Here is a 12,690-nt window from a genome sequence, read left to right as displayed (position 1 = left end):
CTCTCACCTTTCATACGAAAATTAGGAGCAAATAATTGCTCCTAATTTTTTGTTAAGCTGCTTTACGTCTCCATAATACATATGCAGAAGCAATACATAATACACCCATACCTACTTCTGTTGCTGGACTATGAGAAGATGCTCCTGTTTTTGGTAGACTGTTACCGTTTCCGATTTTTTTATTCTTAACCGGTTCGTTATCTACAACTACTTTTAGATTTTCATCTTTTGTTTCTTGTTGTACTTGGTCTTGTTCTTTCGGTTCTTCAGTAACTTCTTTTTCTACTACATTATTTTCTGGTTCAACGACCTTTTCTGGCTCTTCAATCGGTTTTGGCTTAATTACATCACCAGCGTCTACATTAGACCAATCATAAATAGATTTTCCCATTTCCTTAAATTGAAGTAATGCTAAAAGAGCCTGTTCTGTAGCCATTCCGTTACCATTTTGATCACTTGGTAACCATTTAAATTCACCATTTGAAAGTTGATATGATAATAGGTTTTGCATTGCCTTATGAAGACGATTTTGATCTACATCTTTAACAAGCGATAATCCAATAATTGCTTGCGCAGTACTATTTGAATTTTCTTGTCCATCAGCTGAAAAACCACCATTTTGCAGCTGTTCGTTATATAAATATGCAACAGCTTTTTGTATAGCTGGTTTCACATCTGATCGCTCTTGATAAGGAGCTAATGCTGATAAAACCATACCTGTTACATCAACACTACTAGCACTATCTTTACTACCTGAACTATTATAAGTCCATCCACCGTCTGTATGTTGATTATTTAACAGTGCTTCCACTAGAGCAACTCTGTTCCATTTTGATTCAACTGGAATCTCATACTTCTTCGTATCAAATGCAAGTAAAGCAAATGCATAACCTGTAACAGAATTCACCTTATCTGACTCATACAATTTTTGAACTAAATTATGTCCACCTACATTTTTAGGGTCTGCACTCATTGCATTCATCATAATAATTGTTCTAGCTAAATCTGTCGCTGAAAAACGATTAATGCGCTTTTCTACTTTTTCAGTTACTGACTTAACATAATTTAATTTTGCCTCAATTGGCACATTCTTTCCAGAACGAGAAAGCGCTACAGCTACCCAGTCACTTTCAATTCCATCTTGTAACATTTTTTCAGATGTTTTTGAGATTGCTTCCTCTAATTGCTTCGCTGAAATTTGAACATTCTCTTGCTCTGGTTGTTCTGGTTTTTTACTATCTTGGTCACCTTGGTTTTCCCCATCTAGCTTTTTACCGTCTTGGTCACCTTGGTTTTTCCCATCTGGCGTTTTACCATCTTGATCACCTTGGTTTTTCCCATCTGGCGTTTTACCGTCTTGGTCACCTTGGTTTTTCCCATCTGGCGTTTTACCGTCTTGGTCACCTTGGTTTTTCCCACCTGGCGTTTTATCATCTTGACCTTCTGATTTTGGTTCTTCTGTTTTGCCACCGTTAGGTTCTTCTGTTTTACACGTCCCGAACTTATCTAACGTTTCTTTCAATGTTTCCTGGCTTATATTGCTCCAGTCTGAAACAAAGCGAAAGACAACAACATCTCCAGATTTTAATTTATAACTATCTGCTCCGACTTCTGCAGACTTATCATTTACATCATACAGCCAAGCACTTGTAGCCCCGGCCATTAAACCATCGATTCCTTTTACATATGTTCCAAACGACATCGTTTCAGATTCTACTTTGTCCCCCATGACCTTTTGCAGCAAACTTAAAGCTGTTTCCCCATCTTTAATTTGCTCTTCTTTCGGACATAACATAATGCCCTTTTGTGATTCCCCAATAATTGCAAGTTTTGCTGTATTTTCTTCAGCAAACGTAATATGTACTGTATTCGCAAAAGAAACAAATACAAGTGTCACTGCCATTAACGACGTAAGCAGCCACTTTTTCAACATTGCCATCCCAAAATTTCCTCCCTTACTACCATTTACACAAAAAAAGGCCCTTCAAGGGCGTGCGATTGACACTCTCTTTTTGTAAGTGTCGAACAAAAATGTACAACACCTCCTACCCGCATTATTCGCGGCTATATTTGTATAGGAAAAATAATTTTGTTTATGAACGTATCATTGTGATAACATTCACTTTTTTTGGCACAACTTACTTCCATTTAAGTTATCGTAAAACGATAAACCTATACATTCTGTAAATTTTAAATTTCTGTATTATTTTACTATTGACAAAGAATTTTGTCCATGCTTTATCGGATTTATTTTCTAAGAATAATAACTTATTAACTCTTAACGATGTAAACTCTTTTCACTAATAATGACGCCATCTTCATCCGCATAGACATATTCATTTGGATTCCAATCCACTTGTCCAAAGTGCAATGAAATATTTCGTTCTCCTTTTCCTTCTTTCACACTTCTATTTGGCATCGTTCCTAACGCTAAAATACCAATATTAATATTCTTTAGTTCACTAGAATCACGAACATACCCATTCACAATAATTCCTGCTAGCTTTCTTTCTTCCGCAATAGCTGCCAAATTATCACCAAGTAACGCACAATTCGTAGACGCTCCGCCATCAACAACTAATACTGTTCCTTCTGGTAATGTTTGCAATCCTTCCTTCACTAGTACATTATCATCTTTCACTTTTACAGTTGCAATTTTCCCGTGGAATTGTTCTTTCTTCCCAAAAGACCGAAAAGACTGGCGACATATTTGTAATTCCTTTTCAAATTCATCACATAGATCAGTAGTTTTCCACATCTTGTTCCCTCTTTTCCTTTTTCTTTCTACATAACATATTCTTGGCTTATTATCGTTTCCCTGTCTAATATTGCAATAATTTGTACGTGCGGGAAAAGGATATAAAAACTATTGCCTTAAGAAGCTACCTTTATTATAATCTATTTCACAGATTAAATTCAGAATATTAAAAATTAACCAAGTGAAGAAGGAGGGATTTTATGCAAATACAAACTGAGGCAAAAAAACAACCTAGTAAACCAAAGTTTAAAATGCCTGATGCGTACGTACTGCTATTTTTTATTGCCTTACTTTGCGCCATTGCTACTTATTTCGTTCCTGCTGGAGAATTTAAAAGGGTTACAAACGGGACCGTTACAACGACAATACCAGGTAGCTACCATTCTGTTCCGCAATCACCTGTAGGATTTGTTTCTTTTTTTACCGCTATTGAAAAAGGAATGACACTTGCTGCTCCTATTATCTTTCTAATTTTATTTACAGGTGGAGCCATTGCAATTCTTGAAAAGACAGGTGCCCTTGACGGTTTAATCTATCATGTTATTAACAAATTTCGTAATCAGCAATTACTTTTCATATGTATTGTCGCCGCACTCTTTTCCATTCTCGGAACGACTGGCATTATCGTTAACTCAGTTATCGGCTTTATCCCTATCGGCATCATCGTTGCCCGCACATTAAAATGGGACGCTATCGTTGGCGTAGCAATTATTTATTTAGGCACTTATGCTGGTTTTAATGCTACTATTTTATCCCCCTCACCTTTAGGCATTTCACAAAAGATCGCAGAACTTCCGATGTTTTCGGGAATTGGTTTACGCACAGCAATTTATATATCTTTTTTACTTGCTACCATTCTATATATAAATTGGTATGTAAAGCGCTTGAAAAAATCGAATAAAGGAAGCATCCTTGGCGACAACTGGTTTCCAAGTAACACTCTTTCAAGCGAAAAAGAAGCAGAGAAAAAGGAAGTTCCTTGGACGATACGTCATAAATTAATTTTACTCGTTTCAGCTTTATCATTAATTGCATTTTTAATAGGCGCTTTTCGTCTGCATTGGACGGACGCAGAAATGACCGCTACTTTTATTTTCATAGCAATTACAGCCGGAATAATAGGTGGCATGAAAGCAAACGATATCGCTTCTACTTTTCTAACTGGCTGCCAAAACCTTATCTATGGTGCTTTAATTGTCGGAATGGCTCGCTGTATTTCAGTCATTTTAGAACAAGGCAAATTACTTGATACTATCGTTAACCAGCTCGCACAGTCTCTTGAAGGACAAAGCCCTGTATTTGGCGTTATCGGTATGTACGTAAGTAGTGCTGCATTACATTTCCTTATTTCATCCGGGACAGGAGAATCGGTTATTTTTATTCCGATATTAGCTCCATTAGCTGATTTCATGCACATTACACGCCAAGTTACAGTACAGGCTGTTATGCTCGGAGAAGGTGTAGTAAACTGCTTAAATCCAACTTCCGGTGTTTTAATGGGCGTTCTCGCAGCAAGCGGGATTTCTTATGGAAAATGGATTCGTTTCATGGCTCCACTTGCACTCATTTGGTTTATCATTGGACTTGTTTTTCTTATTGTTGGGGTGAATATTGAGTGGGGACCTTACTAAATACTTAACTAGATAAATAAGTACTATCGTTCCATATAAATATCTATTCTATTTCCCTCACTAGTCCTATAAAAATCATTTATTCTAGTAAAAATATAAGAAGGGATTGATCATAATGATCAATCCCTTTTATCAAAATATAATACCTTTAAAAATCTTAGTTCCAGATTTTATTTACCCATTCTGGATGATCAATAAAAGGGTTGCGGTTATGTTGATATTTTGTAAAAATCACTTCATTACGCTTTCGCTCTAAATCATCGACCGGGTCTTGTTCATTCCATTTTAATAAGACAGATAGTTTCCCCATGTATGGATCTTTATTGTTATTCACTTTTTCATTTAGTTCTAAATCTATTTCGCCGTTGTCTCCCTCGTAACGAACAGCCATATAAAACAGCATTCTAGCAATATCTCCCTTTACACTATCACGAGGTTCCCAAGAATCACTATCATATTTACATTCTGTCGCTTCAGAATGATTCACACCACCATTATCAAAATCTAGATTTCCACGTGAACTATTTACAGATACATCCGTCGCTCTTAAATGATGTAGATCTGTTCCAGGTCCTGCAGTCGTTCCAAAGTCACCGTGAGATTTTGCCCAAACATGCTCTCGGTTCCAGTTATTTACTCCTGATCCATTCGTAAGTTTCCCTTGCGAACGACCAGTATATAAGAGTATCACATTATTTTTATTATTTGGATCTTCATCAGTATCTCTTAACGCTTCCCAAACCGCACTGTATGATAACTTTGTATGATTATCAATAATATTATGCAGTTCCTTCTTTAATTCTAACCCCGTTTTCCCTATTGCGTTATTATAATATGTATCGTCATAATTTTTTACAATAATCTCCTGTGCTGATGCAGGAACCACTTCACCGTGTATAGTATCTGTGAATGATAGAGATGCAGAACCTAAAATAAAAAATGAAGATAGTGTAACCATAGCAATCTTTGTATTTCGAAACTTCATATACCCATTCCCCTTTAAAATATAATTTAAAGCTATTAACTAAAAAGTGCTTTCTAACCCCCGAAACCTTTTAGAAACCCATACCCCTTTTCTGTTTATTTAATACAAGACTCTATCCAGTCTGTATCACTTCTAAACTTTTTGTTTATTCACATTCCAAACAATTTCACTTTTTACAAGGAATATCCTTTTCTTATAAAGATTATTAACATATTCTTTACAACTAAAAAGTAGTTTAATATTAACTTATAAATTTAAATTTATTTATGCAATAATGCATATTTGATAAATACTTTAAAAAACAGTTTGAATAAAATGCATTCAAAGAAAACCGTGCCACAAAACAGATACGGTCTAAGACAGAAATAATAAAAATTAAGATGATAGCTCGACTTTTCCCTTTTCCATAACTATCTTTATTTTTGTGTAAAACCATTCTTTCTCTGAATAATACGTACAAAAATAGATTGGATACCATGTAGGCACCAATCTATTTTAATTAAAGAAACTGTGTCAATTCTGAGTTCACAACACGTTGTGCAGTAATAATAACATTTTCAGCTGTTAGTCCATAAACATTATATAGTCCACCAGGTTGATTAGGAACAATTTGAACTTCATATTCAAATGCTTGTCCAAGAGCAGGATGAACTAAACTTAGAGTTGCAAAAGTAGAAGCATTAGAATTCACATTGAAGTTTACATGTTCAATTAATACTAATGAACCGTCAAGTCTAAAAACTCTAGCTACTCCAGTAAGTGGGCCCGCAGTACGGTTAAGGATCTTCACCCTAACTTTATTTGCATTAGCAGGTTGATTTCCTACGTTTTCAATTGGTCCTGTAGTAAGAGCCATATAACACCACCTCCATTATATCATTATTATATTCAATGATAAGCATTAATGTTATAGTCTAATTACCCAATTTATTTAAAATAAAATAATGTTCGTTTTTATCTCGTTAATTAATAAAAACGAACATTTTATAATGAATGAATTCGCAAAAAAAATAAATTCATATACTAAACTAAATCAACCTACAACAACCGTTTTTTTACAGACAATTACTCTTCCTTCCGACTTCCTCACTTTCGCCTAATATTGAGCCGGGAATCTTACTACCCGCATGTTGCGAGTTAAAAATTGTATCCAGCCAATTCACAATTATTTCTTCCAACTCTGGATGAAGTGGCTTTCTTGCCCCTTCTTCATAATTCTTTTTAAAATCTAATGCTTTAAACTCACCTTCAAAAACTTTCAAACTATGATCCATATTTTTTATTACATGTACTTCAGAATCACCCTTCACATAATCACCGATCCGCTTCGCTCTTTCAGGATCAGCCTGAATATCTTTATCACCAGCGATTGCTAATACCGGGCACGTTACTTTCATTAAATCTTTATAAATGTCATGCTGAAAATGCTCTCTAAACCACTTTGCGTTCATCGGTTTAAAACCAACTTTAATCGTATCTTTTTCTGTATTCATCATTTTCTCTTTTATTTTTTCCATTTGCTTCTCTCCACGTTTCTCTACATTGAGAAGGCGCATTAGTTTTCCTTTTATTCCTTTCTGCTCCTTTAGTTCTTTATATGCAATTTCCCTTTGTCTTTTCGTAGCCTCTTCTAATGATTCCGCAGCCCCTGTAAGAAGGATAAGCCCATTAACTGGTGTTCTTGCATTTACTACTGTTGCCAACATACATCCTTCACTATGACCAGCTAAAATGATATTTTCTGGATCAACAAATGGTTGTTCTTTTAAATACGTAATCGTAGACTCTATATCACTAACTAAATCCCACATTCCAGTCTTCAGAAATTCTCCATCACTCTTTCCTACTCCGCGCTTATCAAAGCGGAGCGTCACTACACCCAGCCCCGCTATTACATTCGCTAAATCTTTATATATGTTCGCCTCAAGCTTTAGCGGTACGATCGTTCCATCACGATCAATCTCTCCAGATCCCGCGATAATGACAACAGCCGCATACTTCCCATCAGCTTTTGGCTTTGTAATCGTACCTTGTAAAGTACACTCACTATTGATCGCTACTTCATATTCATCAAAAGTCATCATTTTGTCCCCCTATTCTTTTATATCCAATTTAAATTTCAAACTCGTTATTATATTTTTATACTCTCTTACATCTTTCATTGGAGCGAAAACTGGATTCTCTGCAATACTTTGTAACATGCTTCGCTTTATAATCTCTTCATTTCTAACTGTTTTAGCGCCGAGCGGAAACTCTGCAAACCATCCATCAATCGCATCAAAATAGGAATCTCCATGTAAATGCAGGCTATTTACTGTAAAGCTAGCCGCACAAACCGCTACATATTTCCGTAACATTTCTAATGCTCTTTCAAAATTACCTTGCATACAATATACTTGCGCAGCAGCATAGTATACTTTTAAAGTCATATTAGGATGTAATGTTTCTATTTCATATATATCTATTAACATGAAAGCTCTATTTAAAATTACCTCTACCTTTTCAGCGCTTGAGGCATTTACTACTACATAATTCGGTATTGTCGCAACGAGTTGTATTAAATGTTGGTACATACTAATTTGCATTATTTCATTTGCCTTTTCAACATTTCCAAGCATTTGATACGCTTGTGCGATTAGATCTTCCGCTGGAACGTTAGGTCGTATCGTTCCGCCAAGTAATTGAAGCACCTCATTTGGTTTATTGAGTATAAGATAGCAAGTTGCTTGAAACGATACCGCCTCTTTCACAAGAGAAACATCGTCACTTTCTTCCTGTACCCTGCTAAAGAGAGACATTGCCTCTTCTAACATTTCAATTCTTTTATCCGTATCCTCTGTTAACATATGGTGATTAATAAAAAGTAGTCCCATTTGAAGTAATAACGGAAAACAAGAATAATATTTTTTGATTATTCCTCTGCACTCTATCATTACTTCATCAAATGGTTCTTCACTAAAAGCTTCCGCTAGTCTATGATATAAATCCTTAATATCTTCCTGCTCCATTTGTGGTGTATAACTAATTAGTTCATCAATACTTATGTTAAAGTACGATGCTAACAGTGGTAAAAATGTAATATCCGGATAACTCTGCCCTGTCTCCCATTTGGAAACAGATGCCTTCGTAATACCAATATACATCGCTAACTCTTCCTGCGTAATTCCCTTTTCTTTTCTCTTATCCGCAATTATTTTATGAATGTTTATCTCCTTCACATCATCACCTCATACTTTTATTATATGCTTTTATTTCACACAAAATATGGATTTAAAGTCGACTTTCGTTAACAAAATCAACTGTTAGGAAACATCTCTCTAAAATGAAAGGCAGGAACATATTTGATATGTTCCTGCCTTTTTATTGTGGGGTACCGATACATGGCAATCTAGCTAAGATTTTGAAGTGCTTCAAAATCAAACATTTCATCTCACCACAGTTTTCTATGGGAATCCAGTGAACATTTTATTTACATAATTTTCGTTATTGGTAGTTAATACATCTAGAAGTCTACAAAAATATCCTCCAGTTAAGTACTCTGGAGGATATTCATATTTACATAATCATTCTTAAAAGAAGCCACACAAAATGAAACCTCTTTAGCTCCCAAAAGGCTTACTCTTATCTATTAATAACTGTACATCGTCTTGCTCCTCTACAGATTAAACGCTCGGCTTCTCTTAATGAAATTGGAACAAGTACAGCTTCATCAACATCGTCTTCTACATCAAAAACCGCAAATGCTTCCCCACCCACGATTAAAACACAAATGAATTCTACTTCTAAATCATCATGAGACCTAGGAATACAATTAGAAATAGTACAACGTTGAATCCCCCCTGCTAACAATGTTCTAGCTTCTTGCTCAGATATTCGAATAAAAACAAATTCCTCTATGGCTACATTTCCAAATTCCACTTCAATTTCTACTAGAAGAAAGAATCTGTTTCTAATTCTCACTATACAATTTGCCCCAATTGAAATAATATCTTCATTCATTCTTTTCACCTCCTTTAATACTATATAATTCATAAAGAGGTGAAATGGTGTGGACAAGCAAACAAAAAAGTTGTTTTTTGAAATGTGAGACATCAGTTAACAACTATCATCAAAAAAACAGAAAAAACAACCTACACGACAGGTAGTTTTCTCTGTTTTTAGTCTGTATACAATATTCAAACCTAGTTAACATAACGTCTCATTATCGGTAGCAGTGAAAAAGGAGAACCCTGCTCTCACACAGGAACCTTCTTTTTAGTTCTATGACTCAATACATGTTGTATACATTCCTATCCTGGTACCGTTTTAGGGTTCTTGTTTGTTACTGGATTAGCAAAAAAACTGTATAAAATCTTGCATACTCTTAGCATAGGGGGGTTCAAACATACTGACATTCCCGAATATACGCTTTCTTATTGCATTTCTTGAACCTTCATTAAAACACTCTCCCGTCCTTTGTCTATCTTTAAAAGTGACTCTAGTTGTTTATTTTAAGTCCTTCTCCCAAAGCCAAACAAACAATTCAGATTACATGCCTATATCAAACTAAACATTCAATCTTTATCCAGTTTGTAAATAAAAAAGGACAATCAGCCCTCACCAATCGGGCTTTTACGGGCAGTTGATCCCCACCTAATTTCTTTGCTTCCGCTGAAATTTGAGATGAGGGTCTTACTGCCCGGCAAATAGCGGGATAAAACTAGAACTTCTTTTCCTATGTATATTTACTTCGTTACCTCTCCAAACTGCGCTCTCGTCACTTTCGCCAAGTCATCTACTTTAAGCTCAATTTGTATACCGATTTTCCCTCCACTTACAATCATCGTTTCAAGTGATTGGGCACTTTCATCAATACATGTAGAAAATAGCTTTTTCATTCCAACTGGTGAACAACCACCGCGAATATATCCTGAAACTTTCGTAATATCTTTTACAGGAATCATTTCAATTTTCTTTTCACTTACTGCTTTTGCGGCAGCTTTTAAATTTAGTTCCTCATCTACCGGAATAATAAACACATGATAATTTTTACTATTTCCTTGAGCGATTAACGTTTTATATACTTCTCTCACTTCTCTTCCAATTTTCTCGGCTACTGATACGCCATCAATTTTCCCATCGTCTGGATCATATGACATCATCAAATATTCAATTTTTTCTTTATCTAATATTCGCATCGCATTTGTTTTATCTTTTTTCATAGTGATCTCCTTAAAAGGTTATTTCATATTATTAAGTTTTATTATACACCCTTTTCCATTTCTCCTACATAACTTCACGTATATTTCAAAACTAAAAATATTGATAATTCAAAAATCATCTGATATAATTTGGAAAAACTTACGTTAAGGAGAGATTTGCAATGCTAAATTTTAATACTTCTTTCCAACTTCATCATCAAACGTAACGCCGTGTATCCGAAGAAAAATTTTTCTTCGTGGGTACAGGGCTTTTCCTGTTGACCCACGAAGCGTTCATAAAGCTATGTGGGTATTTTTATACCTGCATAGCTTTTTTTAATTTGAAAAAGGAGTGATTATGATGGAAATGAGAAATGTAAAAGGAACGAAAGACTATTTACCAGAGGAGCAAGTGCTGCGAAATAAAATTAAAAGAGCTTGTGAAGATACGTTTGAACGATACGGATGCAAACCTTTAGAAACGCCGACGTTAAATATGTATGAGCTTATGTCTTACAAGTACGGCGGTGGCGATGAAATATTAAAAGAAATATATACACTTCAGGATCAAGGAAAACGTGAGCTCGCCTTACGATACGATTTAACTATTCCATTCGCAAAGGTTGTGGCAATGAATCCGAACCTCCGCCTCCCTTTTAAACGTTATGAGATTGGGAAAGTATTTCGAGATGGGCCAATTAAACAAGGAAGATTTCGTGAATTTATACAATGCGACGTTGATATCGTCGGTGTTGAGTCTGTCATGGCAGAAGCTGAACTTATGGCTATGGCGTTTGAGCTGTTCCGAACGTTAAACTTAGAGATAACGATTCAATATAATAACCGAAAATTGTTAAATGGTATTCTTCAGGCCATTAACATCCCTACTGAGTTAACAAGTGACGTCATTTTATCATTAGATAAAATCGAAAAGATTGGGATTGATGGTGTACGAAAAGATGTATTAGAGCGCGGAATTTCTGAAGAAATGGCTGATACGATATGTAATACCGTATTATCTTGTCTAAAACTTACTATCGCTGACTTTAAAGAAGCTTTCAATAATCCACTCGTTGCCGATGGAGTAAACGAACTACAACAATTACAGCAATATTTAATCGCCCTTGGAATAAATGAAAATACGATATTCAACCCGTTTTTAGCGCGAGGACTCACAATGTATACAGGTACTGTATATGAAATCTTTTTAAAAGATGGATCGATTACATCTAGCATCGGTAGCGGTGGTCGATACGATAACATTATCGGAGCTTTCCGTGGTGATAATATAAACTATCCAACAGTCGGTATTTCATTCGGTTTAGACGTTATTTATACAGCACTATCGCAGAAAGAAACAATCTCATCTACAGCGGATCTATTTATCATCCCACTCGGGACAGAGTTACAATGCTTACAAATTGCCCAGCAATTACGTTCTACCACTTCCTTAAAAGTCGAACTAGAACTAGCAGGACGCAAATTAAAACGTGCCCTTAATTATGCCAATAAAGAGAATATCCCTTATGTGCTTATTATTGGGGAAGACGAACTTAGTACAAACACTGTTGTGTTGCGGAATATGAAGGAAGGTAGTGAGGTGAAGGTTCCGATTTCTTCTTTAAGTAATTATTTATAATACGAACCACCCTCGTTTGGGTGGTTTTTCTATTTTATAGATACCTAACAATTAGTTTACATAAAATTATTATAATCTATTAAAAATACAAATAAACAATATCCAATTACCTATTATTTTTGGTAATATATAGATACGAATTGTTTTAGGAGGATTCACTTTGAAAACCTACATTCAAGCACTAAAGTGGACTACAGGGATCTATCATCTTTTATTACTTCCTTGTTATTATGTATTTCCAAGTCTTGTTAACCTATATGGGTTACCTTTACTACTATTGATTGTTTTACATATCAATACTATTTTATTAGCTAAAAAAGAAGGCATGAATACGTACCCTCATTATATCGGTATTATCGTTACTCTAGTTGCCTTCTTTCCTTATATAGACATCTTTCTACATATGATAGCAGCCATTTTCCTTTTATTAGATGCTGCTTCTACGAATGCAAAAGAAGTGTATGATTCATAACAGGATGAAATGAAACTTTAATCAG

Annotated in this window: 11 protein-coding genes; 3 read left to right on the top strand and 8 right to left on the bottom strand. The window is 35.2% G+C overall.

Annotated elements, in window-relative coordinates:
• Positions 1-52: 52 nt before the first annotated feature.
• Together ACTFP3_RS10425 and rraA are read right to left on the bottom strand one after the other, a co-directional pair.
• On the bottom strand, positions 53-1,939 hold the full coding sequence (locus tag ACTFP3_RS10425) for a DUF4430 domain-containing protein (protein WP_440010342.1): 1,887 nt from the start codon (positions 1,937-1,939) through the stop codon (positions 53-55).
• A gap of 339 nt (positions 1,940-2,278) precedes the next feature.
• Positions 2,279-2,758, bottom strand: coding sequence for a ribonuclease E activity regulator RraA (gene rraA, locus ACTFP3_RS10420; protein WP_000266037.1), 480 nt, complete (start codon positions 2,756-2,758; stop codon positions 2,279-2,281).
• Between the two features lie 200 nt (positions 2,759-2,958).
• Here rraA and ACTFP3_RS10415 point away from each other — a divergent pair, with 200 nt between their 5' ends.
• Complete coding sequence (locus tag ACTFP3_RS10415) at positions 2,959-4,389, top strand: YfcC family protein (protein WP_440010339.1); 1,431 nt, start codon at positions 2,959-2,961, stop codon at positions 4,387-4,389.
• 157 nt (positions 4,390-4,546) lie between these two features.
• Here ACTFP3_RS10415 and ACTFP3_RS10410 read toward each other — a convergent pair whose 3' ends face one another.
• The 6 genes from ACTFP3_RS10410 to ybaK form a co-directional block, all read right to left on the bottom strand.
• A complete protein-coding gene (locus ACTFP3_RS10410; RefSeq protein ID WP_000672193.1) occupies positions 4,547-5,374 on the bottom strand; it encodes an endonuclease I family protein in 828 nt (275 codons plus the stop codon).
• 499 nt (positions 5,375-5,873) lie between these two features.
• Entirely contained in the window at positions 5,874-6,230 is a 357-nt protein-coding gene (locus ACTFP3_RS10405; protein ID WP_440010336.1) for an ATPase, read from the bottom strand.
• A gap of 199 nt (positions 6,231-6,429) precedes the next feature.
• Entirely contained in the window at positions 6,430-7,458 is a 1,029-nt protein-coding gene (locus ACTFP3_RS10400; RefSeq protein WP_440010334.1) for an alpha/beta hydrolase family protein, read from the bottom strand.
• Between the two features lie 9 nt (positions 7,459-7,467).
• The gene (locus ACTFP3_RS10395; RefSeq protein WP_000659028.1) at positions 7,468-8,592 is read right to left on the bottom strand and encodes a helix-turn-helix domain-containing protein; all 1,125 of its coding nucleotides are present in this window, start codon (positions 8,590-8,592) and stop codon (positions 7,468-7,470) included.
• 403 nt (positions 8,593-8,995) lie between these two features.
• Positions 8,996-9,373, bottom strand: a complete 378-nt coding sequence (locus ACTFP3_RS10390) for a hypothetical protein (RefSeq protein WP_001001282.1) — start codon at positions 9,371-9,373, stop codon at positions 8,996-8,998.
• A 725-nt stretch (positions 9,374-10,098) separates the two neighbouring features.
• Positions 10,099-10,575, bottom strand: coding sequence for a Cys-tRNA(Pro) deacylase (ybaK, locus tag ACTFP3_RS10385; RefSeq protein WP_440010330.1), 477 nt, complete (start codon positions 10,573-10,575; stop codon positions 10,099-10,101).
• Between the two features lie 340 nt (positions 10,576-10,915).
• Between ybaK and ACTFP3_RS10380 the strand changes: the two genes are divergently transcribed.
• The gene (locus ACTFP3_RS10380; RefSeq protein WP_440010327.1) at positions 10,916-12,193 is read left to right on the top strand and encodes a histidine--tRNA ligase; all 1,278 of its coding nucleotides are present in this window, start codon (positions 10,916-10,918) and stop codon (positions 12,191-12,193) included.
• Positions 12,194-12,353: 160 nt separating this feature from the next.
• Positions 12,354-12,665, top strand: coding sequence for a hypothetical protein (locus ACTFP3_RS10375; protein WP_000860725.1), 312 nt, complete (start codon positions 12,354-12,356; stop codon positions 12,663-12,665).
• Positions 12,666-12,690 lie beyond the last annotated feature (25 nt).

Source organism: Bacillus cereus group sp. MYBK5-2, assembly GCF_051915685.1.
Lineage (GTDB): Bacteria > Bacillota > Bacilli > Bacillales > Bacillaceae_G > Bacillus_A > Bacillus_A cereus.
This window is presented reverse-complemented; position numbering and strand designations above follow the sequence as displayed.

Bases quoted from the DNA above. Each gene is read 5' to 3' on its own strand.
- ACTFP3_RS10425 (WP_440010342.1), bottom strand. From the start codon at position 1,939: ATGGCAATGTTGAAAAAGTGGCTGCTTACGTCGTTAATGGCAGTGACA.
- rraA (WP_000266037.1), bottom strand. From the start codon at position 2,758: ATGTGGAAAACTACTGATCTATGTGATGAATTTGAAAAGGAATTACAA.
- ACTFP3_RS10415 (WP_440010339.1), top strand. From the start codon at position 2,959: ATGCAAATACAAACTGAGGCAAAAAAACAACCTAGTAAACCAAAGTTT.
- ACTFP3_RS10410 (WP_000672193.1), bottom strand. From the start codon at position 5,374: ATGAAGTTTCGAAATACAAAGATTGCTATGGTTACACTATCTTCATTT.
- ACTFP3_RS10405 (WP_440010336.1), bottom strand. From the start codon at position 6,230: ATGGCTCTTACTACAGGACCAATTGAAAACGTAGGAAATCAACCTGCT.
- ACTFP3_RS10400 (WP_440010334.1), bottom strand. From the start codon at position 7,458: ATGATGACTTTTGATGAATATGAAGTAGCGATCAATAGTGAGTGTACT.
- ACTFP3_RS10390 (WP_001001282.1), bottom strand. From the start codon at position 9,373: ATGAATGAAGATATTATTTCAATTGGGGCAAATTGTATAGTGAGAATT.
- ybaK (WP_440010330.1), bottom strand. From the start codon at position 10,575: ATGAAAAAAGATAAAACAAATGCGATGCGAATATTAGATAAAGAAAAA.
- ACTFP3_RS10380 (WP_440010327.1), top strand. From the start codon at position 10,916: ATGGAAATGAGAAATGTAAAAGGAACGAAAGACTATTTACCAGAGGAG.